This window comes from Bacillus cereus group sp. N24 (assembly GCF_016483345.1).
GTDB lineage: Bacteria > Bacillota > Bacilli > Bacillales > Bacillaceae_G > Bacillus_A > Bacillus_A toyonensis.
Genome location: NZ_JAEHCA010000002.1, coordinates 215,863 through 240,822, shown reverse-complemented (window position 1 = coordinate 240,822; position 24,960 = coordinate 215,863). Strand labels below are relative to the sequence as shown.

Below are 24,960 nucleotides of genomic sequence, written 5' to 3'. Positions count from 1 at the left end.
GAGAGAAAAGGGATAATCCAGACTTTTTTTGTGAAAATATGATATAGTGAAAAGAGTACGGTACACACAAAAAAGGAAATAAAAGGATTTGTGTATATCTCAATTTTATGTTTTGTGCAGGAGGTATATCGTTTGAAGAAATTATTGCGTATCGTAATGATTACATTTTTAATTTTAGCTGTTGATTTATACGGGAAATTACTCGTTTCACAATATATATTAACCCCATCTCAATCAAAACAAGAAAATAAAATTGTGAAAAAGAAAAAACAAGTCGATGAGGACTCCTCAGACACTGTTTTAAATATGATTGGTGGAGATTCTGAAAATCTATTGGCAAAGTGGGGAGAACCAGCTCGAATAGAGCCATCTGCTTACGGTTATGAATGGTGGGTGTACAATCAAGATTTAAATCAGTACGTTCAATTTGGAGTTGCTGAACGTAAAATTGTAACAGCGTATGTTGCTGGTGAACAAGTTAAGGTACCGCCTTATTATATAAATGAAAAATATGAAGATGTATACAAAAAGAATCCGCTCTCGCATGAGATTTCATTAAAAAGAGGGAAGAATAGTTATCAATTTGAGTTATCTGATACGGAAGTAATGGAACAGCCGTTAGTACCTGTAGAAGATGGATGGGCACAATTATATTTTGATCATTTCACACATGAACTCGTTGGTGTTCGTTATATGGATGATGAAACGTTATTGCGCCAAAGACCGTATCAGCTTGTTTATTCAGGTGAATTAATAGCAGAACAACCATTAACACCAGAAAAGATGAAACAAGTAGAGAATGGGAATATGCAACAAATTTTTGATTTAACAAATATTATTCGAAGTCGTCATGAACTACCATTGTTAACGTGGGATCAACAAACAGCAGATGTTGCTATTGGACATAGCAAAGATATGAAAGACAATAATTACTTTTCACATGATTCACCTACATTAGGTACGTTAGGAGATCGTTTACAACGAGGACGAGTAGGGTTTCAGCTTGCTGGTGAGAATATAGCGGCACAACATAGTGATGGAATTGCGGCGGTACAAGGTTGGTTAAATAGTGAGGGGCATAGAAAAAATTTATTTAATGAACAATTTACCGGATTAGGTGTTGGGGTATATGATAAATTTTATACGCAAAACTTTATTCGAAAATAAAGTGAAACTTTAAGTAGTGTAAAAAAGGTGCATGAATCGTCTAAAAATAGGCGAACCATGCGCCTTTTTTTTCTTACAATATAAGTAGATATACATGAAGAGGTGAGGATTATGCCAACAACAAAAGGACCGTTACATCCATCGGTTCAACAGTTTAAAGAATTTGTAAACCATCACCCTAAAATGGTTCATGACGTTAGAAGTGGTCAAAAAACTTGGCAGCAATTTTATGAAGAATGGTACTTACTTGGTGAGGAAGATCCAATATGGGCAACTTATAGACCTGATGGAGCGCCTGCCTTTTCTTCAGTAAAAGAAAATAAAAAAGAGAAGGAAAAAGACAATCGAACTGAAGAGGAAAAAACTGCTGATGTGATGGGACAAATGCTTTCTTTTTTTAAAAAGCTAGATGTGGAACAAATGCAGCATCATTTAGCTAATGTGACGAGTGCTATCGGGAGTGTGCAACAAGTTATTCAACAGTTTCAAGGAAGTCGCACGCAACAAGAACAAAGTACTTCCAAAGAAAATAATCCATTTTTCTTTCAAAAGGATTAGGGGGAAAGATGATGAGAGAAGAACTTATGGAGTTTATAAAGGCTGATGAGGACTTATCGCGTTATATTAGGGAGCAGCCATACTGGTATAGGAAGTTAACCCGAAATCCTGAAGAAAAAGAAGCTTTTGAGCTGGCTGCTATGCAACATTTCAAAAAAACGATACCAGATAAAGTAGAAAAATTTCAAAATCAATTGGCGGTTGCTTCGATCATGATTGATATGTTTCAGTATATGAAGCAGCAAAATACGACATAATTGGAAGGGAAAACTATGTCCGTCATGCAGAACTTTTGTTACAATAGAAGCGGATTATTTAAAAAAGGAGTTGCAGCATGACGGAAATTTGTTTAGTACGACATGGACAAACTGATTGGAATTTTCAAGAGATTATTCAGGGGCGTGAAGATATTCCACTTAATGAAGTTGGGAAAAAGCAAGCGAGTCAAAGTGCGGCTGCTTTGCAAGTAGAATCGTGGGATATTATTATAAGTAGTCCGTTAATTAGAGCACAAGAAACGGCTAAGGCAATCGCAGAGGCAGCTGGATTACAATCCATTTTATTAGATGAACGATTTGTTGAACGGAATTTTGGAGAAGCTTCAGGGAAGCCGGTTGCGACTGTTAGAGAGTTAATTGCGGAGGGTAAAGTAGAAGGTATGGAGTTAGATAAAGAAATTGTAGCTCGTTGCTTTGCTGCTTTAGAAGATGTTGCAGTAACTCATTCTGGTAAACGTATTATTATTGTTGCTCATTCACATGCGATAAAAGCTATTTTACATGCAATTGCACCAGATGAAATTACGTTTAAGACCCCGTTAAAAAATGCATGTATTAGTTATGTGAAAGAAAACGGCGGAGAATGGGATGTTCTTAAATATAATATTGCGGGACATATTAATGTATAAGCGTATCTGAGATTGTTTGAAAATAGTTAGAGTCATATCTTTCTTTTAAGTGAGTCACTTCAATTAGTAGTTCTATTCTAAATGTGGTATGATGAATACTCGGAGGTGTCTCTCATGATTGTAGCGACGCTAGAAAGCGTATTAATATTAGATAAGGCAGAGCAGCTTGCAAAAGCGATCATCTGTTCAGATATAGCAGAAGATTATCGTAAGTGTTATAAAGAATTGCATGAGGATGTGGAAGTTCAGACATTAATTCAGCAATTTACAGCGATGAAGGAACGATATGAGGAAGTGCAGCGTTTTGGGAAATACCATCCTGACTATACTATCGTGTCAACAAAAATGAGGGAATTAAAGCGTTCTGTAGACTTGCATGATAAGATTGCAACCTTTAAACGAGCAGAAACTGCTTTACAAAAGTTATTAGATGAAGTTAGTGTAGCAATTGGTTCTGAGGTATCCTCTTCTATTAAAGTTCCAACAGGAAATCCATTTTTCGATGCTGGTGGCTGTGGCGGAGGTTGCGGTACTGGCGGAGGTTGCGGTTGTAAAAAAACGGGGTGATATACCCCGTTTTTTAGAAGATGTAAGAAAACGTATACAGAGTTTGTTTCATTATGTCATAAATTTCTGGTTAGTTTTCAAAAAATATAAAATATAAGTTTTTAAAAGGAGAAGATGGAGAAGATTATGTTCGGGCAACGACAAAGTATGATTGTTTATTTACATTCATTGAAACATGCCAAGATTTTAAGAAAATATGGTAACATACATTACATATCAAAACGATTAAAATATGCCGTTGTATATTGTGATATGGAACAAATTGAGCATATGATGCATAAGTTGAATAAACTTCCTTTTGTGAAAAAGATAGAACAGTCGTACCGTCCGTTTTTAAAAACGGAATTTGAAAATTCCCGTCCTGATCGGGCAAAAGAATACGATTATAGTTAAAGTAAAAAAATCCCCTGCTACGTTTAGCGTGGGATTTTTTTACTTTAAATAAAGTGTTATTTCATTGGAGGAATGAAATTATTCATTCGTAAAATACCAATTAGATGATTGAAAAATAGTTCTTTTTCTGGGAAAGTTGTGGACGGTTTTACAGTAAATGTGGTCACTTTTTTTCCTAGTTTTTCTGCCATTTCTTCAAATAAAATGACACGTTTACTTTTTTTATTTTCAGGCATAGGAATACCTTCACGACATATGTATAATGGCTGGAAATCACCAGTAGTGGTCGGTTTTAATATTACAACAAGCGAGCATACTTTCTTTTCGTTTTTAATTGTTTCAAATTGTAACATATGTGTTATACGTTCTTGGTTTGCTTTGGCAATTTCAAGTAATTCATATAAATCAGAGTAGCCTTCTCCAAGTTCTATAAAGCGTTGAATCATATCTTTTCCTCCTCTTTCTTTTACTGTACCATCTCACTTTTTAAATGAAAAGTAGACAAAGAAAAAAAACCCTGCAAAGCAGGGCCCTTCTTATACTAGTATGTACTAGTAAGAAGGCAAAGGGAGAGGAGAAACCGGAGGAAGAACTTATGGGGAAACGTAAGTCTTCTCCGCGGTTGGCAACAACATCGAAGGTGATGTTGTTATAATTATTTATGTCCAATCTAAATGAAGATATACATAATGAATTTAAATTTTATGTTTGGCTTTTTATTTTTCTTTTTTTTATTTTATGATAGGATAAAAAAAGATAAAGTGAAACTTTAAACAGTGGGGGGCATCCCCGCTGATTATTAGCCTTCACCAATCGGGCGTTTACGGGCAGTTAATTTCCCACCTCACTTTTTGTTCTAACCGAATTTTGAGTTGGGAGTTTTACTGCCCGTTAATGCGGGGGAAAGTGGAATTAATGTACATAATGGGTTTGTGTTAGCGAATGGCGAGATAAATACATAAAAAATGACGAGCGGTTATTTTTAGAGAAAGTTTCTTATGGATAGGTGAAAGTTACATATAGTTTTGCAGCGGTTACTGAATTGGGAAATGATTTTATAAGCGCTCGATAGATTGAAATAAAGGTAGTGACAACAGATGAGAGTAGTTTCAGGAAAATGTAAAGGGCACCCACTTAAAGCGGTTCCCGGCAATACAACACGTCCAACGACGGATAAAGTAAAAGAATCTATTTTTAATATGATAGGCCCTTATTTTGATGGTGGTACCGCTCTTGACTTATTTGGCGGTAGTGGTGGCCTTGGAATTGAGGCTATAAGTAGAGGGATTGAAAAAGCGATTTTTGTTGATCGAGATAGTAAAGCAATAAAAGTCATTCATCAAAATTTAGAAAGTTGTAGAATACATGAACAAGCTGAAGTGTATCGAAATGATGCAGAGCGTGCGGTGAAAGCGCTCATAAAGCGTGAAATGTCATTCGATCTTATACTAATAGATCCTCCATATAAAGATCAAAAAATTGTATCTTTGATTAGTGTGATGGATCAACATGGATTGCTACATAGAGATGGATTAATTATGTCAGAGCATGGTAATGATGTTGTTTTACCTGATTCTATAGGGAATCTTGTAAAAGTAAGAGCTGAAAATTATGGGATTACAGCAATATCGATTTATAAGTATGAAGGTGAGGAGACGGAATGACAAGTATAGCTATTTCTTCAGGGAGTTTTGATCCAATTACCCTTGGGCATCTTGATATTATTAAAAGGGGAGCAAAAGTGTTTGATGAAGTGTACGTAGTTGTTTTAAACAATTCATCAAAAAAACCATTCTTTTCAGTTGAAGAACGTCTAGATTTAATTCGAGAAGCAACAAAGGATATCCCAAATGTAAAAGTGGATTCGCATAGTGGGCTATTAGTGGAGTATGCAAAAATGCGTAATGCAAATGCAATTTTACGTGGTTTACGAGCGGTTTCTGACTTTGAATATGAGATGCAAATTACTTCTATGAATCGAAAATTAGATGAAAATATTGAAACCTTTTTTATAATGACAAACAACCAATATTCATTTTTAAGTTCGAGTATTGTGAAAGAAGTTGCGAGGTATGGAGGAAGTGTAGTAGATCTTGTGCCTCCTATTGTAGAGCGTGCTTTAAAAGAAAAGTTTCAAACCCCGTTAAAGTGAACGGGGTTTTTCTTTATTCATGCGTAAAAACAATAAGATAACATATAAGTATAAACAAAATAATGTGAAAATCGGTCCGTAGTGTACAAAAGATGTCCAAATTTCAAGTAGTGTAGAAGAATGATTGGATAAAAATACGGGAATATCTTTTTCCATAGGTGAGAAAGAACTTACTTTCTCATAAAAAGGTTTCCAAAATATAAACGTAAAAATAGGAGCAAGAATACTTTGGATAATTCGTGCGAAAAAATATGGCTTAAATCGGATATCCGTTTCAGCTAGTATGCTAGCAACTTGTGCCTGAATTGAAAGGCCGCTAAATGCTAAAATGAAGCTTGTTACCATCGCTTGTTGCAGAAGGGGTGTTTCATTTATTTGACTAATCATTTGGCTTCCGAGTGTCATTTCAAAAATACCTGATAATATCGGAATACTAAAATCAGTACTTAGTTGGAAGAATGATAAAATATGTTGCATAATAAAAGAAAGAGTTGCTGTAATATGGAATACAGTAATCATTTTGTTTAACACAGAAAATAAAATAATAAATCCGCCAATCATAAGTAATGTTTGAATGGAAGAAACGATAGCGTCCCCAAGTAATTTTCCTATTGGTCTTTTTTCTTGCAAGCGTGTTTGGTGAAGGATTGAAAAAGGGTTTTGAAAAGGACGTTTTTTAGTAGTTTGTTTATCATTTGTGTAAGATGTGTTATGCCCGTAAAAACGCATTATTAATCCGACGGCAAAGTTGCTTAAATAATGTGCAGTAGCTAGTACGATTCCTAATTTCGGATTATTGAAAAAACCGATAGAAACAGCTCCAAAAATAAAAAGTGGATTAGAAGAGTTTGTGAAAGATACGAGGCGCTCGGCTTCAATTTGTGTTATTTGATCGCTTTTTCGCAGTCTAGCGCTTAATTTGGCGCCAGCAGGGAACCCTGAGGCCATGCCCATTGCCCAAACAAATCCACCTATTCCTGGAACGCGAAAAAGTGGTCGCATGAGTGGTTCTAATATAACGCCTATAAATTTTACAACACCGATACTAATTAGAAGTTCCGCAATGATGAAAAACGGTAATAGTGAAGGGAATACAACTTCCCACCATATATTTAACCCTCGAATGGAAGCTTGCAAAGCAGCTTGGGGGTGGAGTACAAGAGAAAAGGTTAAAAATAGTGTTGATATGGTAAGGAAAGCGGTTTTCCATTTTTCATACATGTAAGTAAATCCCCCTTTGTCCCAAAAAACGTTCATTTCAGTATACGTGGATACGTGGTGAATTTAGACCATAAGTATGAAAAAGGGATGAAAAAAATTAAAGGGTGAGAAAAATGAAAGAACCGAAGATTGGTTTAGCGCTTGGATCTGGGGGAGCGAAAGGATTTGCTCATATTGGCGTTATAAAAGTTTTAAGGGAAGCGGGTATCCCGATTCATATGATTGCAGGGAGTAGTATGGGGGCCTTAATAGGTACATTTTATGCAGCTGGCTGTAACGTTGAACGATTGTATAAATTGGCGACTGTTTTTAAGAGGAAATACTATTTAGATTTCACGGTACCAAAAATGGGGTTTATTGCTGGTAAACGTGTCAAAGATATGATTAAAATGTTTACATATAATAAAAATTTAGAAGAGTTAGATATCCCGACAGCTGTTGTGGCTACTGACATATTGAAGGGGGAGAAAGTGGTTTTTACAAGTGGTCCTGTTGCAGATGCGGTGAGGGCTAGTATATCTGTCCCTGGAGTGTTTGTGCCAGAAAAGGTAAATGGACGATTATTAGTAGATGGTGGAGTGATTGATCGCATCCCAGTTTCGGTTGTAAAAGAGTTAGGTGCCGATATTGTTATTGCTGTTGATGTATCTCCGATTAAGGTGAATGGTGAGGTTACATCTATTTATGATGTAATTATGCAAAGTATTGAAATTATGCAGCATGAGCTTGTAATGAATCGGCAAATTGCATCAGATTTAATGATGCGACCAGCTGTGGAACAATTTAGTTCACGTGCTTTTACAAACATTGAAGACATTATTCGAGTCGGAGAAGTAGAAGCAGAAAAACATGTTTCAAATATTTATTTATTAATTGAGCAGTGGAAGGAGAAACATAATGTTTAAGCGTTTTCGGTTTATATATGCAATCTTAATAGGTGTGATATTGGCGATGTTACTTGTTTATGTGCGTTTACCGTACTATGTAACAAAACCAGGAATGGCTGCGAAATTAGAGCCGTATGTCCAAGTTGAGGGTGGAACAAAAGAATCTGGTGATTTTATGCTTGTAACGGTTTCGATGGGGCCGGCAAATGTGGTGAATTTAATAGCAGCACAATTTAATAAATATACACATGTTTCGAAGGCGGAAGAAATATTGCAAAGGGGCGAGAGTGATGAAGAATATCAATTCCGCCAAAATTATGCAATGAAAGACTCGCAAAATGCAGCAATTTATAATGCGTATAAACAAGCGAATCGTACTGTTTCTTTTGAAAATAAAGGTGTATTAGTTGCTGGTGTAGCGAAGGGTATGCCGTCAGAGGGGAAGCTTAAGCTTGGAGATATCATCATAGCTGTCGACGGAAAAACATTCGAAAAGACGGATCAATTTATTGAGTATATGACAGGGAAAAAAGAAGGAGATACAGTAAATATTGAGTACATGCGAGGCGGAAAACAGTTAAAAGAAAATTTAAATGTAAAGACAATTCCTAATGGAAATGGCCGCGTAGGTATAGGTGTCTCTATCGTGACGGAAAGAGAGTTAGTAGTAGATCCGAAAGTGAAAATTGATTCCCATGAAATAGGTGGGCCATCAGCAGGCTTAATGTTTACATTAGAAATATATAATCAACTTGTGGAAGAAGATTTAACAAAAGGACATGAAATTGCTGGAACAGGTACAATTAATGAAAAGGGAGAAATTGGCCCAATTGGTGGTATACAGCAAAAAGTGGTAGCTGCTAGTGATGCGGGTGCTGAGGTGTTTTTTGCGCCAAATGAAAAAGGTGCGGAGAAATCCAACTATAAAGATGCACTTGAGGCTGCGAAAGATATTAAAACAAAAATGAAGGTTGTACCAGTGGATACGCTGGATGATGCATTGAAGTATTTGGAAAAAATGGGTGAGAAAAAATAAACCTCTCTGAAATAGAGAGGTTTTTCTTATAGAAACGTTGTAGTTGTTTCATCGTAACGAATTGGATGGTGTGTTACGTCTTGTTTTAGTAGTTGTGTCCGTAATGGTTCTTGCATGATAGAGAAATATACAGAATTTGCTTTTCGCTCTATATGTAAAGTAGGATGGTCAAAACTTTTTGTATGAGTAAGGATTGGAAGTTCTATTTTTTTCTTGTTTTTTGAAATATAAGTTTGTCCTTTTTGTGACATGCCGAGTAGACGAATATACGGTGCATGTTGTTCTATATTTGCCATATGCATCTCTTCTTTTGTCGTGTTTGTTAAAATATGTGTACAGGCTCTTTGTAATCTAGTCCATGTATAACGTTTTGTTTTTAATGCTTCCATGAATGAGTGGAAGGAAGAGCTGTTTTGTATTTTTGATAAAATACGATGCTCTAAACCTTCTTCGATTTCATATATATGTCGTAAGTCCCCTGGAGACATCGTCATAAGTTTGTATTTAAAAAATGAAAAGTATTGTTCCCAATTATGTAATATCCCGAAGTTTTGTTTATAAGTTGCTAAAAGAGAAGCGGTTGCTTTCGGGATAAAAGGCTCAATTTCTGTAAATGAACCATTTTCGCTAAAGAGTTGTTTACGAATACTCGTTGCACTTGCGATATGTTGGTTACTAAATGTTTCATCGTGATAATGAGATGCGTATCTTTTTATAGTTTGTGCTTGCATAGAACTATTTTGCGCCAGAATTGCTTTTATGTATTGAAAGCCTAAAATGTTATTTGGTTGTGACATATCGATGTTTTTTTTGGATGGTAAAATGTGTAGAAAGGCTTCAGATGTAGCTTTGGCGTAACTATTACCTGCGCTCATAAATTGCTTTACGAGACGATTAAAAGTCGCTTCTTCGTTTTTTTGTACAGAGATGGTATTATAAAAATTTTCGATTTGTCCATCTTCACTGCCAAAACAAATTTCAGAAACGCGTAAGGCATTTAAGATGGAAATAGCACCATTTGCAAAAGTTTCAGCTTTTTGTGTTGCGAATGCGTATGGAAGCTCTACAATAAGGTCTACACCGCTTGCTAAGGCCATTTTAGTGCGATACCATTTGGAAATGAGTGCGGGCTCACCACGCTGCAAAAAAGGGCCACTCATAACGGCAATTATAATATCAGAGTGTGTTAACTTTTTTGTTTGTTGCACATGATAATCATGACCGTTATGAAAAGGGTTATATTCAACGACAATACCACTGGCTTTTATGATAATCTCTCCTTTCGATGTAGCATCTTTTTGGAAAACATGATACTCTATATATTATTTACTATGATGACTTCATTATAGTGTAAAGAAAAAACATTGACAAATATAAAATGGCTAGCTATAATTTTGTTTGTTGCCTTGAGGTGATATGATATGAAATGGTCCATCCATCAATTGAATAAATTGAGAAATAAAGGATTGACATTGGATGAGATGGTAGATGTAAGTGAGCTAAAAGAGGTCGAGAAAGATATTCGTGAAATTAATCCTGTTCATGTAACAGGAAGAGTTGATTTTGGCTCCGGGAAGTTTACGTTCCATCTACATATAACTGGAAGCATGGTTTTACCATGTTCTCGCTCTTTAGTAGATGTGACATTACCATTTGACATTAAAACAACTGAGGTGTTCCAAACTTCAGAAGAAGAGTTTGAAACAGAAGCTGAAATTCATTGTTTAGAAGGAGAAGTACTTGACTTACTGCCCGTAATCAAGGAAAATATACTTTTGGAGATTCCAATGCAAATTTTCAGTGATGATGTTTCTGGTGGAGCACCGATGCAAGGTCAAGACTGGCAAGTGATTTCGGAAGAAAACAAAGAAAAGGCTGTTGATCCAAGATTGGCAGGACTTGCAAAGTTTTTTGACAAATAATCGGAAGACTGGTTTAGGCCTTCATATGAAAATAATTATTTCTTTTAAGGAGGTGGGAAGAATGGCTGTACCTTTTAGAAGAACTTCTAAAACAGTAAAAAGAAAGCGTCGTACGCATTTCAAATTATCAGTACCTGGTATGGTAGAGTGCCCAAGCTGTGGTGAAGCGAAATTAGCTCACCGTGTATGTAAAGCATGCGGTACTTACAAAGGTAAAGAAGTAATCAGCAAGTAATTGCGGGAAAATAAACGTAGAAGATATCTTCTGCGTTTATTTTTTTTGTTTTATTCTTTAGTTGTTGTATTCTATCTTTTCTAGTAACTGCATATGCTTAATAAAAAATGCATAGGGAGGACTAGAGAGATGGCGACAACAAGACAAGATGCTTGGACTGATGATGAAGATTTGCTTCTGGCAGAAGTAGTACTCCGGCATATTCAAGAAGGTGGAACGCAACTTTCTGCCTTTAAAGAAGTGGGAAGACATTTGTCTCGTACACCAGCAGCATGTGGATTTAGATGGAATTCTTACGTGAGAAAGCAATATAAAGAACGTATTGAAGAAGCGAAACAACTTCGTAAAGTAGAAAATTATGAAGTGAAAGAGACGGAGGTATTAGAGCCTACGTCAATTACACTGAATGATGTTATTGATTTCTTGCAAAATTATAAAGATGAAAACTCTTTAATGGTGTTGCAAAAACAAGTTGAATCGCTACAAACAGAGAGAGAACGACTTCTAGAGCGATTATCAGTATATGAGGAAGAGTATAGAACATTACTTGATTATATCGATCAAAAAAGAAGTGTAATGGTAGCGGAAAGAAATAGTGTTCGTTCGAATGGAAAGTTAGAGAAGTTAAAGAAATAAAAACAGCTGTTACGCAGCTGTTTTTTTATTTCTTATGCAGATTCCTCGTTTGTAATCGCATTCATATTTGTTTCTGGATGCCAAATATAAAAATCACCATTAGTTACTGATACAGGTTGGAAATTTAATTTATCCCAAAAACCAGCCGAATGGATACGTGCTATCGTTTTAACTGGGAACTGTAGTTGTTTTGCATAATTCACAAGCATTTGTCCAAATCCTTGTTTTTGAAAAGTTGGTAACACTTCAAGTTTATAAAGTTCTAGGTAAGGGCCAGTAATTTCAAATGGTTCGCCACCATCCCTTTTCATATATAGACTCATACGTGCGATTAGTGATCCGCCATAATAAATACCATAAAATGGTGATTCGCTATTGTTTTCAATAATGTTTGCTTGTAACTCTTCCAACATAGATAGTTCTAGAGCTCCGCAACCTTTAAATTTTTTAAATTCATCTAATGTTTTATAATTGATGAGCAAGCGCTCAACTTTTGGGAATCCCATTACATCACATCCTTTTCTTATCTTGTTGAATCCAGAAAAGTAAAAATATTTATAATAATATTATAACTTATTTTTTTATTTTTATGAAGAAGATAGTATATTTCTTTTATTATTTTTTTGAGGATTTGCTAAACTAAGAATAGAAGCACGTTAATAGGTAGTATATACATAGTGAAAGAAGAGGTTGCATTTATCTGTTAGGAGTCAGTGCAAGCGTAGGATGTATGCATGTGAATTAGAAAGATATAAAGGGAGGGAAGGCAAGGAAATTTAATATGAATTCCTTGGGTGAAAATGAAAATTGGAATTGTAGGATCAGGTGCTATTGGTCTATTATATACATTTTATTTACAAAAAAGTAATCAAGATGTCACGTTGTTTACAAGGACGGCTAAGCAGGCTGAAGAATTGAATAAAACAGGTGTAACTTGTATTAGAGATGGGAAACGTGAAACGGTATTTCCATCCATTTTACCGATAGAATATATGTTAGATCAGAAGTTAGATTATACATTTATTGCTGTGAAGCAATACCATATAAATGACATATTACCGTTTGTGCAAGGAGAATCATCATTAATCTTTTTGCAAAACGGAATGTCGCATCTTCATGCTATACAGAAAATAAGGAATGAGAATATAGCTGTTGGTATTGTAGAACACGGTGCGAAAAAAGAAGAAAGGTATACGGTCCATCATACTGGAATAGGTATAACGAAGTTTGGGGTAGTGCGCGGTCCATCTTTATATTTTAAAAAAGTATTCGATTATTTTCCTTTTGCTCATTTTCCAATTCAAATAGAGGCTGATTGGAAAGGTATTATGTACAAAAAATTAGTAGTAAATGTATGTATTAATCCATTGACAGCGTTATTGCGGGTTCAGAACGGTGAGTTAATTACGAATCCTTTTTTTTATCAAATGATGGAGCAAGTATTTAGGGAAGTTGCATTTCTTGTTAGTGAAGAACAAGAAATGGTATGGGAAATGGTACGAGGTATATGTGAAAGAACGTCTCATAATACATCATCTATGCTAGCAGATGTAAGAGCGAATAGACAAACGGAAATCGATGCGATTGTTGGATATGTGTTAGAGGAAGCTAAGAAACAGCAACGACCAGTTCCGACACTTCAATTTTTGTTCGATGCAATAAAAGGATTAGAAGTAAAAGAATAAGTGTTATTCTTTGCTTTTACGTGAAACATTGACTACAATGTGGATTGGTGAGAGAACTGGATACGAAAGGAAGAATTATATGGAGATAAACGAAATCTCTGTTCCGCAACAAGGTATTGTAGCGGACTATATGAAGGGTAAAAAAGAGATACAGTCGTGTTTTGATTATATGTTAACAGAAGTTGCTTTTAAACAACGTTTACATGATTTGCGTGAAAGGAAGTTTTTCCGCCAAGAGTTAGTAGCGCATTTATTAGAATATAATACAAAATTGCAAGCGGGAGAATCTACAATTCAAAATGTAAAAGCGCTTGGAGATGAAAATACATATGTTGTTATAGCTGGACAACAAGCGGGGTTATTAACTGGACCGCTTTATACAATTCATAAAGTTATTTCAATTTTACAGCTTGCAAAGGAAAAGGAAGAAAGTTTAGGCGTTAAAGTCGTTCCTGTATTCTGGATTGCTGGTGAAGATCATGATATGGATGAGATTAATCATACTTTTGTAACGAAAAATAAAAAAATAAAAAAGACTATTTTTCATGACCGTAATCCGAAAAAGGCGAGTGCTTCTGAGTCTGAACTGTCTGTTGAAGATTGTAGAAAATGGATGGAAGAGATTTTTAAAACATACCCAGAAACGAATTTTACAAAGGATGTATTACGATTTGTAGATGATGCTTTGAATAAATCGAATACGTATGTAGATTTCTTTGCTTACCTTATTACAAAAATGTTTGCTAATTCTGGTTTAATTCTTGTTGATTCGCATCATCCTGAATTAAGGAAGTTAGAGGTTCCATTCTTCAAACGTATTATAAGCAAGTATAAAGAAGTGCAAGAGGGGCTTCACAATCAGCAGGAAGTAATTAAAGAATTAGGGTATAAACCAATTATTGAAACAAAGTCTAATGCAGTGCATATATTCATGGAAATCGATAATGAGCGAGTGCTGCTTGAAGACAATCAAGGAAAGTTTGTCGGAAAAGATGGGACACATTCTTTTTCATATGAAGAATTGATTGAAGAGTTGGAGAGAAGTCCAGAGCGTTTTAGTAATAATGTTGTAACACGTCCTCTTATGCAAGAGTATGTATTTCCTACGCTAGCGTTTATTGGAGGTCCAGGGGAGATAGCTTATTGGAGTGAACTGCAACAAGTATTCCATACTGTTGGTTTCCAAATGTCGCCTGTCGTTCCTCGTCTTACAATGACTTATATAGAGAGAGATATAGCGACAGATTTAAATGATTTACAGTTGCAAGAAAATGATCCGTTTTTACATGATGTGGATAAATTACGTGAAAACTGGTTGTCTGATCAAATAGAGGAACCAATCGATAATCGATTTGTAGAGGCGAAAAAAGAAATTATTGATATTCATACATCATTACAACAGTTTGTGAAAAAAATAGATCCAGGATTAAGTGAGTTCGCAGGGAAGAATGAGCTGAAAATTAATGAACAAATTGAACTGTTAGAAAGAATGTTGAAAAGAAATGTTGAGAAAAAACATGAAGTTCAACTAAATAAATTCCGCCGTATACAATGTGCAATTCGTCCATTAGGAGCTCCGCAAGAGCGCGTGTGGAATGTATGTTATTATTTAAATCAGTTCGGTTTGGATTTCGTTGATCGAGTGATGGAGAATTCATTTTCTTGGGATGGAAAACATCATGTTATAAAACTATAGAATCTTGCTCTTTGGAGCAGGATTTTATTTTTATTCTGTTGAATTTACTGTGAAGTGAAATTTTTCTGAATTATCATTTTATAGCTGGTAGAGATTGTATATATGTAGGATACTTAAATATATGACAAAATCACACAAAATGTAAACGTATTATTCTCTTTTTCGACAGTTTTTTATTTAAATTCCCGCAAAAAATGATAAAATTTAGTATATAATAAAAGAAAATAGCGATTTGTATAGTATGCTGCCTTTGTTGGTAAGTTAACTGAGTCGTTCTTTAGTAGTATTTCGTTCTCTGATCGTGAGAAATACGTTTAGAGGAAGAAATACATTTAACATAAATTAATTGGAAAAAGAGTAGGTGCAACAATGTTTAAACACGTAACAGTACTTTTGAAAGAAACAGTAGACGGCTTAGATATAAAGCCAGATGGTACATATGTAGATTGTACACTGGGGGGAGGAGGACATAGTTCTTATTTATTATCCCAATTGACTGATGGGGGAAAATTAATTGCTTTTGATCAAGATGAGATAGCGATTCAAAATGCAAAAGAAAAATTTTCTTCATACGGTGAGCAGTTTATAACGGTAAAGAGCAATTTCCGTTACTTATCTGAAAAACTACAGGAATTAGGCATAACAGAGGTAGACGGTATTTTATTCGATTTAGGTGTTTCATCCCCACAATTAGATACACCAGAGCGAGGCTTTAGTTATCATCATGATGCACCGTTAGATATGCGGATGGATCAAGATGCCCCATTAACAGCATATGATGTTATAAATAGCTGGTCATATGAACAACTCGTAAGAATTTTCTTCCAGTATGGTGAAGAGAAATTTTCAAAGCAAATAGCAAGAAAAATTGAAGCGTATCGTGAAAATAAAGCTATTGAAACGACAGGAGAATTAGTGGAACTAATAAAAGAAGGTATTCCGGCTCCTGCGCGTAGAACTGGTGGACATCCTGCGAAGCGAGTTTTCCAGGCAATCCGTATTGCTGTAAATGATGAATTGAAAGTATTTGAAGAAGCGTTGGAATCTGCTATTGAGATGGTCAAGCCTGGTGGAAGAGTTAGTGTTATAACATTCCATTCATTAGAAGACCGTATTTGTAAAACAACATTTAAGCGAAATAGTACAACGCCGCCATTGCCGCCAGGGTTACCAATTATCCCAGATGAATTTAAGCCGAAATTAAAGCTTATTACAAGAAAACCGATTTTACCTTCTGATATAGAGCTGGAAGAAAATAATCGAGCGCGTTCTGCGAAGTTGAGAATCGCTGAAAAACGATAAAAAGGAGAGAGAGGTATGACTAATTTAGCTGTAAAGTACAAACAACAAGCGCAAGAAGAGGTACAAATTCAAACGCCCCCACAGCAGATGGTTAAGCCGAAGGTTAAAGCAAAGATTACAAGGGTCGAAAAACTGATGTATGTAGCGTTTATTGGCTTTTTATTGTATGCCTGTGTAGCGTTTATTGGGAATAAAGCAGGGCTTTATCAAGTTAATGTAGAAGCAGCGACGATCGAAGAAAAAATTGTACAGCAGCAAAAAGAAAATCAAGAATTGCAGGCTGAAGTAGAGAAGCTAAGTCGCTATGAACGAATCGCTGAAGTTGCAAAAAAACATGGGCTAGAAATTAATGCGAATAATGTGAAAGGCCTCAAGTAAGGCAATAGGTGTGAAGGAAAGATGAAGAAAAATATGACTAAATTTCATACCAATAAAGGAGCAGGTTATTTTATGATATTTTTCCTCCTGCTCTTTTTGCTGTTATTAGCCCGATTTTTTTACATACAAGCGACAGGAACAGTGCATAATCAGGATTTGGATGAACTTGCTAGGCAAAAACATAGTAAAACAGGAGTTCTCGAAGCGAATCGAGGAACGATTTATGACCAAAATGGTCATGTGTTAGCGCAAGATGCAAACTCTTATAAACTTGTAGCTGAATTAAAAGGTGCGAAACCTGTTGAGAATAAAGAGGATACTGCAAAGAAAATTGCGGGAGTACTAGGAAAAGGCGAAGAGGATATTTTAGCTGCATTAAATAAGGAAGGCAGAAGTCAAGTCGAATTTGGAACACTAGGCAAGGATTTGACGAGAGAACAGAAGAAACAAATAGAGGCATTGAATTTGCCGGGAATATCTTTTATTACAGAAAATGCAAGAGTGTATCCAAACGGTGATTTTGCGTCTTACGTCATAGGTCATGCGAAACCAAATGAAAAGGGAACTTCGGTGGGACAATTTGGCTTAGAAAAAAGTTTGGATAAATATTTAAGCGCTTCTAACGGAAAGGTAGCATATACAGGCGATCGTAAAGGTGTATCTCTTGATGGTGGCAAAGTGAACGTAGAGGCACCAAAAAATGGAGATAACGTGTATTTAACAATGGATCAACGGGTTCAAAGTTATTTAGAAGATGCGATGAAAGCGGCGAGTAAACAATATAATCCAGAAAGTTTAATAGGGATTGTTGCGGATCCGAAAACTGGAAAAATATTAGCGATGTCTACTAAACCTAGTTATGATCCTAATGATCGTCAAATTAAATATTTCTTCAATGATGCGATTTCAAATGCATTTGAACCGGGGTCAACAATGAAAATTTTCACATTAGCGGCAGCTATTAATGAAGGTGTGTACAAAGGACAAGATTATTATCAGTCTGGTACATATCAAGTTGGAAACCGGAAAATAAAAGATCATAATGGCGGTGCTGGCTGGGGCTCTATTACCTTCGATGAAGGGGTAGAGAGATCTTCAAACGTAGCGTTTGCTATTTTAGGTGATCAAAAACTTGGTCCAGAACGTTTCCGTAAATATATTAATGCTTTTGGGCTAGATGAGAAAACAAATATTGATTTACCTGGTGAAGGTTCTAATACAATTTTATTTGATCAGCAAATACAGCAAGTAACAACGGCTTTTGGACAAGGGTCTACTGTAACGCCAATTCAGCTTGTACAAGCTGCAACGTCAATTGCAAATGATGGGAAAATGATGAAACCATATGCGATTGACAAAATTGTAGATCCGATAACAGGGGAAGTAAAATTAGAGCATAAACCAGAAGAAGTAGGAAAGCCTGTTACAAAAGAAACAGCAGCGCAAGTAAGACAGTTGTTAGAACGTGTTGTTACATCTCCGAAAGGAACAGGAACTGCTTATAAAGTCGATGGATATTCAGTTGGTGGTAAAACAGGGACAGCGCAAATTCCGGATGGAAAAGGTGGCTATATGACAGGGAGAGAGAATTATATATTCTCATTCTTAGGGATGGCGCCGATGGACGATCCGCAACTTGTTGTGTATGTAGCTGTTAAACAGCCGAAATTGAAAGATGATGAGAACGGTGCACAGCCGTTAGCTGATATTTTTAAATATGTAACAAAAAATAGTTTAGAGTATTTAAAGATAAAGCCAAATGAAGTGAAAGATCCGAAGAAACATTTAAAAGAGCAACAAACTGCTGTTCCGGATGTAACTGGTAAAACGATGGCTGAAGCGGGGAAAGCAATTGAAAAAGCAAAACTCCGTCCAATCATACTAGGTGAAGGAAAAGTGCAGCAACAAGTACCAAAAGCAACTGAACAAACATTAAAAGGCGATCGAGTCTTCTTAGTGGGAGATAAGCCAACAATGCCAAATATACAAGGGTGGGCACTGCGTGATGTTATGAATTTGGCGAAAACATTACAGCTTAACTTAAAACCTTCTGGTACCGGATACGTAACTGAACAAAGTGTAGCAGAAGGAACGTTACTGCAACCGGGTACAGAATTAGGTGTAACACTAGTGCCACCACTTGAACCGCAACAAGAAGCAGAAAAACCATAATGGTAAGAAGCAAGGAGTTCTAATTAAATAAGTACAAGCATATATTGGAACAAGCTAGGCGTAAGGGAGGCTTGTTCCAATATGCGTGTATCAAATGTAACGGTTAGAAAAAGACTTATTTTTATACTTATATCAGGTATACTTATTTTCACTATCATCGATATTCGTCTTGGATATGTACAGTTTTTTCTTGGGAATATGTTAACGGATCGCGCGAAAGATTCGTGGAGTCGTAATATTACTTTTGAGCCTGAAAGAGGGAAAATTTTAGACCGAAACGGTGTGGAACTTGCCACAAATAAAAGTGCCCCAACGGTATTTGTAGTACCGAGGCAAATTGAAAAACCAGCAGAGACTGCAGAGAAGTTAGCTGCAGTATTAGGTGTGGAAAAAGACGAGATTTATAAGAGGGTTACAAAAAAGGAATCAATTGTGAGATTAGATAAGGGTGGCAGGAAAATATCGCATGACAAAGCGAAAGAGGTACGAGGATTAAGTTTAAAGGGAGTTTATATTGCAGAGGATTCTATCCGGTACTATCCATTTGGGAATTTTTTATCACACGTATTAGGGTTTGCAGGTAGTGATAATCAAGGTCTTATGGGGTTAGAAAAATATTATGATAAAGAGCTGAATGGTGATAAAGGTCATGTCCGTTTTTTTGCAGATGCGAAAGGACAAAGAATGCCTAATATTGGTGATGATTTCAAAAAACCAGAAGCTGGATTGAACTTAGGCTTAACAATTGATGCGCGTATTACGAGAATTATGGAAAGAGAAATGAATATCGCAGAGTCAACGTATAATCCCGACGGTATGATTGCAATTGCAATGAATCCAAAAAATGGTGAGATTTTAGGCATGTCGAGTCGACCGAGTTTTGATCCAGCAGATTTTCAAAGTGTTTCTCCAGAAGTGTATAATAGAAATTTACCAGTATGGAGTACGTATGAGCCTGGTTCAACATTTAAGATTATTACGTTAGCGGCCGCTTTGAATGAAAATTTAGTAGACTTAGAGAAAGATACGTTTTATGATGATGGAGCAGCTGAAGTTGGTGGGGCCAGATTAAAATGTTGGAAAGCTGGAGGTCATGGTAGCCAGACGTTTTTAGAAGTCGTTCAAAACTCGTGTAACCCAGGGTTTATTGAACTTGGTGATCGTCTTGGTAAAGACAGGTTGTTTAAATACATTCGCAACTTCGGCTTTGGACAGAAGACTGGAATCGACTTGCAAGGTGAAGGTAGTGGGATTTTATTTAATTTAGATAAAGTTGGTCCAGTTGAGCAAGCAACAACCTCATTTGGGCAGGGTGTTTCTGTTACACCAATTCAACAAGTAGCAGCTGTAGCAGCGGCTGTAAATGGTGGAACGTTATACCAACCATATATAGCTAAGGAATTTATTGATCCGAAAAATAATCAAGTTGTTAGTAAAAAAACACCTGTTGATAAAAGGAAAGTTATTTCCGAGGAAACTTCAGAAAAAGTTCGTTATGCATTAGAGAATGTTGTAGCGAAGGGATCTGGTAAAGGTGCGTTTATTGACGGATATCGTGTAGGTGGAAAAACAGGTACTGCTCAAAAGGTGAAAGATGGTAAATATTTAGAGAATAACTATATCGTATCTTTTATTGGTTTTGCTCCAGCGGATGATCCGCAAATTGTTGTTTATGTAGCTGTCGATAATCCAAAAGGAGTCACTCAATTTGGTGGAGTAGTAGCGGCTCCAATTGTTGGGAATATTCTTCGGGATGCACTTCCTGTTATGGGAGTGAAACCTAGAAAAGAACAAGTTGAGAAAGAATATAAATGGGGCGACACACCAACTGTTGAAGTTCCGAATTTAATTGGCATGAAAAAGAAAGATTTACAAACTCAACTTGTTGATTTGAAGCTAGATATAAGCGGAGATGGAGAGAAAGTAATTAAACAATCACCAGAAGCTGGGGCCAAGGTAAAAGAAGGCTCAAAAATTAGAATTTACTTCGGGAATTAAAGGTAACATAATGTGTTTTATGGTACAATTGGTGGAAGTGAGTTCTTTATAGAAGAGTTACTTAATTTGAGACGGGAAGTGTCTCATTAATAAATAGGTCTATGTATTAGACGATAGTAGCACGTACCTCCTATTTAAATTAACTAGGAGGTAATGTGTTGCTTACTAAAAAAGAGATAAATAAACAATGTAGAGAGGGTTTAGTGAAATGAAGTTGCATACACTTGTATCATGTTTGCATGATTTTCCAGTTGTTCCAAAAGAAAATCCAGAAATCACATCTATTGAAGCTGATTCACGTAAAGTGAAAGAAGGAAGCTTATTTGTATGTATGAAAGGGTATACGGTTGATAGCCATAATTTTGCTAAGCAAGCAGCGGCACAAGGAGCGGCTGCTATTGTTGCGGAAAGACCAATTGATGTTGACGTTCCAGTTGTACTTGTGAAAAATACTTTTCGTTCGTTAGCGGTTTTAGCTGATTATTTTTATGGTCAACCAACACACAAGTTACATTTAATCGGTATTACAGGTACAAATGGAAAGACAACAACATCGCATATTATGGATGAAATTATGCGCGCACATGGTCACAAAACAGGGCTAATTGGAACGATTAATATGAAAATCGGTGATGAAACATTTGAGGTGAAAAATACAACACCAGATGCACTAACACTTCAACAGACGTTTTCAAAAATGGTTGAACAAGGTGTAGATAGCACAGTAATGGAAGTTTCGTCTCATGCTTTAGATCTTGGGCGTGTACACGGATGCGATTATGATGTTGCAGTATTTACGAATTTAACACAAGATCATTTAGACTATCATAAAACGATGGAAGAATATAAACATGCGAAGGGCTTGCTTTTTGCACAGCTTGGCAATAGTTATAATCATAATCGTAAAAAATACGCTGTATTGAACAGCGATGATCCAGTTACGGAAGAGTATATGAGAAGCACAGCGGCAACTGTTGTAACTTACGGTATAGATGTTTCAAGTGACATTATGGCTAAAGATATCGTTATGACGAGCGGTGGTACGACATTTACACTTGTAACACCGTATGAAAGTGTAGATGTTACGATGAAATTAATTGGTAAGTTTAATGTATACAATGTGTTGGCTGCTACAGCAGCAGGGCTTGTTTCGGGCGTAAGCTTACAAACAATTATTGATGTAATTAAAGAGCTTGCTGGTGTGCCTGGACGTTTTGAAGTTGTTGATGGTGGGCAAAATTACACAGTTATTGTGGATTATGCACATACACCTGATAGCTTAGAGAACGTTCTAAAAACAGCGAAACAGTTTGCGAACGGTGATGTGTATTGTATCGTTGGTTGTGGTGGTGATAGAGATCGCACGAAAAGGCCAGTGATGGCAAGTGTCGCGGTAGAATATGCAACTCAAGCGATTTATACATCAGACAATCCAAGAAGCGAAGATCCAGTGGCTATTCTAGATGATATGATAAAAGATGCAAAAGGGAATAATTATGAAGTAATTGTTGATCGAAAAGAAGCGATACGTTATGCTATTTCGAAAGCCAAAGCAGAAGATATTATTATTATTGCTGGTAAAGGGCATGAAACGTATCAAATTATTGGTAAAGAAGTTCATCATTTTGACGATCGTGAAGTTGCTAAAGAAGCAATTACAGGGCGTCTAAACAGCGAAGAGTAACAACGTGAGAGGAGGACTACATGTGCTTGAGCAAGGTTTATTAGTAACGGCAGGGGTAGCATTCTTAATTTCTGTTGCCCTTTCGCCACTGTTTATTCCATTTTTAAGAAAATTAAAGTTCGGACAGAGTATTCGTGATGAGGGACCGAAGTCACATCAAAAAAAATCAGGGACACCAACGATGGGTGGTATTGTCATATATGTATCTATGATGGTAACGACCTTAATTATGGCAATTAAGTTTAATCATTTAGGTGCAGAGGTTTCGTTACTATTATTGGTGACATTTGGTTATGGATTAATTGGTTTTTTAGATGACTACATAAAGGTAGTTAAGAAAAGAAATCTTGGTTTAACATCGAAACAAAAATTACTAGGACAGCTTATTATTGCAATTGCGTTCTTTTTAATTGGAAAAGGGCAAGCATTTCACACATACATTATGATTCCAGGGACGGATGTTAAGTTTGAACTAAGCTGGGCGTATTTTGTTCTTGTATTATTTATGCTTATTGGTGGGTCGAATGCAGTTAACTTAACTGATGGGTTAGATGGTTTATTATCGGGAACAGCCGCTATTGCATTTGGAGCGTTTAGTATTATTGCTGTGGCACAAGAGCAATTCGGAGTAGCAATATTCTGTATGGCAGTTGTAGGAGCTGTACTTGGATTTTTAGTATTCAATGCGAATCCAGCGAAAGTATTTATGGGAGATACGGGTTCCTTAGCTTTAGGTGGAGCGATCGCAGCTGTAGCAATTTTACTAAAACAAGAATTGTTACTTGTAATTATTGGTGGAGTATTCGTAATGGAAACTTTATCTGTTATTATTCAAGTCATTTCGTTTAAAACAACCGGAAAGCGTGTCTTTAAAATGAGTCCATTACACCATCATTATGAATTATGTGGTTGGTCAGAATGGCGCGTCGTTGTGACGTTTTGGTCTGTAGGATTTTTATTAGCTATGTTAGGAATTTATATCGGGGTGTGGATGTAATTGAAAACTGTAACTGAATTTCAAAATAAAAATATTCTTGTATTAGGCATTGCAAAAAGTGGTTATGCAGCAGCTACCTTGTTACAAAAATTAGGGGCAAATGTTATTGTAAATGACGGAAAGCCTTTAGCAGAAAATACGCTTGCTGCAGAATTACAAGCAAAAGGAATGGACGTTGTATGCGGGGGGCATCCTTTGGAATTATTAGAGAGAAATATTTCTCTTGTAGTAAAAAATCCAGGGATTCCGTATTCTAACCCAATATTAGTTGCTGCGAAAGAAAAGCAGATTCCAATCGTTACGGAAGTTGAATTAGCATACCGTATTTCAGAAGCGCCATTTGTTGGCATTACGGGGTCTAACGGTAAAACGACGACGACAATGCTTACGTTTGAAATGCTAAAAGAAGGACGAAAGCATCCTATTATTGCAGGGAACATAGGCACTGTAGCTTGTGAAGTAGCACAGGATGCAAAAGAGAATGAAGTTGTAGTTACAGAACTTTCATCGTTCCAACTGATGGGAGTAGAATCGTTCCAGCCTAAAATCGCTGTGTTTTTAAACTTATTTGAGGCCCACTTAGATTATCATGGGACGAAGAAAGAATATGGTTTAGCAAAAGCTAATATTTTTAAAAACCAAACAGAAAACGATTATAGTGTAATAAATGCAGATGATGCAGATGTGATGGCTTTATCTGCTTATAGTAAAGGTCAAAAAATACTATTCTCGACAGCGAAAGAAAATGAAGATGGTGCGTGTATAAAAGATAACGCTCTTTATTTCAAAGGTGAAAAAGTTGTTGAAGTAAGCGATATTGTTTTACCTGGTCAGCATAATTTAGAGAATATTTTAGCTGCGATGAGTATTGCGAAACTATTAGGTGTTTCTAATGAAGCTATTACGGTTGTGTTAAAACGTTTTACAGGTGTAAAACATCGTTTAGAATATGTAACAACTATTAACAACCGTAAGTTTTATAATGACTCAAAAGCGACGAATATGTTAGCGACTGAGAAAGCTTTATCTGCGTTTACACAACCAATTGTGTTATTAGCAGGTGGGCTTGATCGTGGAAATGAATTCGATGATTTAATTCCATATTTCAAAAATGTAAAAGCGCTTGTAACATTTGGACAAACAGCACCAAAATTAGTAAGAGCAGCAGAAAAAGTGGGATTAGATATAATTGAAAGTGTCGACACTTTAGATGAAGCAGTAGTGAAAGCTTATGCTCATTCTACAGAGGGCGATGTAATTCTTCTTTCCCCAGCATGTGCAAGCTGGGATCAATTTAAAACATTTGAAGAAAGAGGAGACATTTTTATACAAGCTGTGCATAAACTTATATAAAGTAAATCAAAACA

The 24,960-nt window shown here is 36.1% G+C and carries 26 protein-coding genes; 22 read left to right on the top strand and 4 right to left on the bottom strand.

The window, feature by feature from the left end; genetic code table 11:
• Positions 1-132 precede the first annotated feature (132 nt).
• The 6 genes from JDS95_RS04140 (at position 133) to JDS95_RS04115 (ending at position 3,592) form a co-directional block, all read left to right on the top strand.
• The gene (locus tag JDS95_RS04140; RefSeq protein ID WP_000735382.1) at positions 133-1,167 is read left to right on the top strand and encodes a CAP domain-containing protein; all 1,035 of its coding nucleotides are present in this window, start codon (positions 133-135) and stop codon (positions 1,165-1,167) included.
• A 111-nt stretch (positions 1,168-1,278) separates the two neighbouring features.
• Positions 1,279-1,725, top strand: a complete 447-nt coding sequence (gene ylbD / locus JDS95_RS04135) for a YlbD family protein (RefSeq protein WP_001143329.1) — start codon at positions 1,279-1,281, stop codon at positions 1,723-1,725.
• An 11-nt stretch (positions 1,726-1,736) separates the two neighbouring features.
• Positions 1,737-1,982 (top strand): YlbE-like family protein, encoded by a 246-nt coding sequence (locus JDS95_RS04130; RefSeq protein ID WP_001206442.1) that lies wholly within the window; start codon positions 1,737-1,739, stop codon positions 1,980-1,982.
• 77 nt (positions 1,983-2,059) lie between these two features.
• Entirely contained in the window at positions 2,060-2,632 is a 573-nt protein-coding gene (locus JDS95_RS04125) for a histidine phosphatase family protein (RefSeq protein ID WP_000134951.1), read from the top strand.
• Between the two features lie 114 nt (positions 2,633-2,746).
• Positions 2,747-3,199, top strand: a complete 453-nt coding sequence (locus tag JDS95_RS04120) for a YlbF/YmcA family competence regulator (RefSeq protein ID WP_000634357.1) — start codon at positions 2,747-2,749, stop codon at positions 3,197-3,199.
• 126 nt (positions 3,200-3,325) lie between these two features.
• Positions 3,326-3,592, top strand: a complete 267-nt coding sequence (locus tag JDS95_RS04115) for a YlbG family protein (RefSeq protein ID WP_002093356.1) — start codon at positions 3,326-3,328, stop codon at positions 3,590-3,592.
• A 56-nt stretch (positions 3,593-3,648) separates the two neighbouring features.
• Here the strand turns inward: JDS95_RS04115 and JDS95_RS04110 are convergent, their stop codons facing one another.
• On the bottom strand, positions 3,649-4,038 hold the full coding sequence (locus JDS95_RS04110) for a DUF7147 family protein (protein WP_000616007.1): 390 nt from the start codon (positions 4,036-4,038) through the stop codon (positions 3,649-3,651).
• A 651-nt stretch (positions 4,039-4,689) separates the two neighbouring features.
• On the opposite strand from JDS95_RS04110, the gene rsmD reads away from it, so the two are divergent.
• Together rsmD and coaD are read left to right on the top strand one after the other, a co-directional pair.
• A complete protein-coding gene (gene rsmD, locus JDS95_RS04105; protein WP_001266984.1) occupies positions 4,690-5,256 on the top strand; it encodes a 16S rRNA (guanine(966)-N(2))-methyltransferase RsmD in 567 nt (188 codons plus the stop codon).
• Positions 5,253-5,744, top strand: a complete 492-nt coding sequence (gene coaD / locus JDS95_RS04100) for a pantetheine-phosphate adenylyltransferase (RefSeq protein ID WP_000200597.1) — start codon at positions 5,253-5,255, stop codon at positions 5,742-5,744. Before rsmD ends, coaD begins: the two co-directional genes overlap by 4 nt.
• On the opposite strand, the gene ylbJ is transcribed toward coaD, so the two are convergent.
• Positions 5,736-6,965: a sporulation integral membrane protein YlbJ gene (gene ylbJ, locus JDS95_RS04095; RefSeq protein WP_144467040.1), complete on the bottom strand. Its 1,230-nt coding sequence runs from the start codon at positions 6,963-6,965 to the stop codon at positions 5,736-5,738. The genes coaD and ylbJ overlap by 9 nt on opposite strands.
• 113 nt (positions 6,966-7,078) lie before the next feature.
• Here ylbJ and JDS95_RS04090 point away from each other — a divergent pair, with 113 nt between their 5' ends.
• Both JDS95_RS04090 and JDS95_RS04085 read left to right on the top strand, forming a co-directional pair.
• Positions 7,079-7,870, top strand: a complete 792-nt coding sequence (locus JDS95_RS04090) for a patatin-like phospholipase family protein (protein WP_000662585.1) — start codon at positions 7,079-7,081, stop codon at positions 7,868-7,870.
• Positions 7,863-8,888, top strand: coding sequence for a SepM family pheromone-processing serine protease (locus JDS95_RS04085; RefSeq protein WP_000476315.1), 1,026 nt, complete (start codon positions 7,863-7,865; stop codon positions 8,886-8,888). The genes JDS95_RS04090 and JDS95_RS04085 overlap by 8 nt, the downstream gene beginning before the upstream one ends.
• A gap of 26 nt (positions 8,889-8,914) precedes the next feature.
• Here the strand turns inward: JDS95_RS04085 and JDS95_RS04080 are convergent, their stop codons facing one another.
• A complete protein-coding gene (locus tag JDS95_RS04080; RefSeq protein WP_167545148.1) occupies positions 8,915-10,156 on the bottom strand; it encodes a nucleotidyltransferase in 1,242 nt (413 codons plus the stop codon).
• Positions 10,157-10,309: 153 nt separating this feature from the next.
• On the opposite strand from JDS95_RS04080, the gene JDS95_RS04075 reads away from it, so the two are divergent.
• From JDS95_RS04075 to JDS95_RS04065, 3 genes are all read left to right on the top strand, one after another.
• Positions 10,310-10,810 carry a YceD family protein gene (locus tag JDS95_RS04075; RefSeq protein ID WP_000872142.1) on the top strand — a complete coding sequence of 167 codons (501 nt, stop codon included), beginning with the start codon at positions 10,310-10,312 and terminating at the stop codon, positions 10,808-10,810.
• 61 nt (positions 10,811-10,871) lie between these two features.
• The gene (gene rpmF / locus JDS95_RS04070) at positions 10,872-11,045 is read left to right on the top strand and encodes a 50S ribosomal protein L32 (RefSeq protein ID WP_001984764.1); all 174 of its coding nucleotides are present in this window, start codon (positions 10,872-10,874) and stop codon (positions 11,043-11,045) included.
• A 129-nt stretch (positions 11,046-11,174) separates the two neighbouring features.
• Positions 11,175-11,681 carry an RsfA family transcriptional regulator gene (locus tag JDS95_RS04065; RefSeq protein WP_000246458.1) on the top strand — a complete coding sequence of 169 codons (507 nt, stop codon included), beginning with the start codon at positions 11,175-11,177 and terminating at the stop codon, positions 11,679-11,681.
• Positions 11,682-11,713: 32 nt separating this feature from the next.
• Here the strand turns inward: JDS95_RS04065 and JDS95_RS04060 are convergent, their stop codons facing one another.
• Positions 11,714-12,187: an N-acetyltransferase gene (locus tag JDS95_RS04060; protein ID WP_000506686.1), complete on the bottom strand. Its 474-nt coding sequence runs from the start codon at positions 12,185-12,187 to the stop codon at positions 11,714-11,716.
• A 294-nt stretch (positions 12,188-12,481) separates the two neighbouring features.
• Here JDS95_RS04060 and panE point away from each other — a divergent pair, with 294 nt between their 5' ends.
• From panE to murD, 9 genes are all read left to right on the top strand, one after another.
• Complete coding sequence (panE, locus tag JDS95_RS04055) at positions 12,482-13,366, top strand: 2-dehydropantoate 2-reductase (RefSeq protein WP_033661358.1); 885 nt, start codon at positions 12,482-12,484, stop codon at positions 13,364-13,366.
• Positions 13,367-13,445: 79 nt separating this feature from the next.
• Positions 13,446-15,062 carry a bacillithiol biosynthesis cysteine-adding enzyme BshC gene (gene bshC / locus JDS95_RS04050; RefSeq protein ID WP_085450625.1) on the top strand — a complete coding sequence of 539 codons (1,617 nt, stop codon included), beginning with the start codon at positions 13,446-13,448 and terminating at the stop codon, positions 15,060-15,062.
• Between the two features lie 369 nt (positions 15,063-15,431).
• Positions 15,432-16,364, top strand: coding sequence for a 16S rRNA (cytosine(1402)-N(4))-methyltransferase RsmH (gene rsmH, locus JDS95_RS04045; protein WP_000472505.1), 933 nt, complete (start codon positions 15,432-15,434; stop codon positions 16,362-16,364).
• Positions 16,365-16,379: 15 nt separating this feature from the next.
• Positions 16,380-16,742: a cell division protein FtsL gene (ftsL, locus tag JDS95_RS04040; RefSeq protein WP_000182809.1), complete on the top strand. Its 363-nt coding sequence runs from the start codon at positions 16,380-16,382 to the stop codon at positions 16,740-16,742.
• Between the two features lie 21 nt (positions 16,743-16,763).
• Entirely contained in the window at positions 16,764-18,914 is a 2,151-nt protein-coding gene (locus JDS95_RS04035) for a penicillin-binding protein (protein ID WP_000739952.1), read from the top strand.
• Between the two features lie 81 nt (positions 18,915-18,995).
• Entirely contained in the window at positions 18,996-20,912 is a 1,917-nt protein-coding gene (locus JDS95_RS04030) for a stage V sporulation protein D (protein WP_001266240.1), read from the top strand.
• Positions 20,913-21,120: 208 nt separating this feature from the next.
• Positions 21,121-22,596 (top strand): UDP-N-acetylmuramoyl-L-alanyl-D-glutamate--2,6-diaminopimelate ligase, encoded by a 1,476-nt coding sequence (locus tag JDS95_RS04025; RefSeq protein ID WP_000766324.1) that lies wholly within the window; start codon positions 21,121-21,123, stop codon positions 22,594-22,596.
• A 22-nt stretch (positions 22,597-22,618) separates the two neighbouring features.
• Positions 22,619-23,593, top strand: coding sequence for a phospho-N-acetylmuramoyl-pentapeptide-transferase (mraY, locus tag JDS95_RS04020; RefSeq protein ID WP_000893065.1), 975 nt, complete (start codon positions 22,619-22,621; stop codon positions 23,591-23,593).
• Positions 23,594-24,946 (top strand): UDP-N-acetylmuramoyl-L-alanine--D-glutamate ligase, encoded by a 1,353-nt coding sequence (gene murD / locus JDS95_RS04015; protein WP_000860109.1) that lies wholly within the window; start codon positions 23,594-23,596, stop codon positions 24,944-24,946.
• The last annotated feature ends 14 nt before the right edge of the window (positions 24,947-24,960 follow it).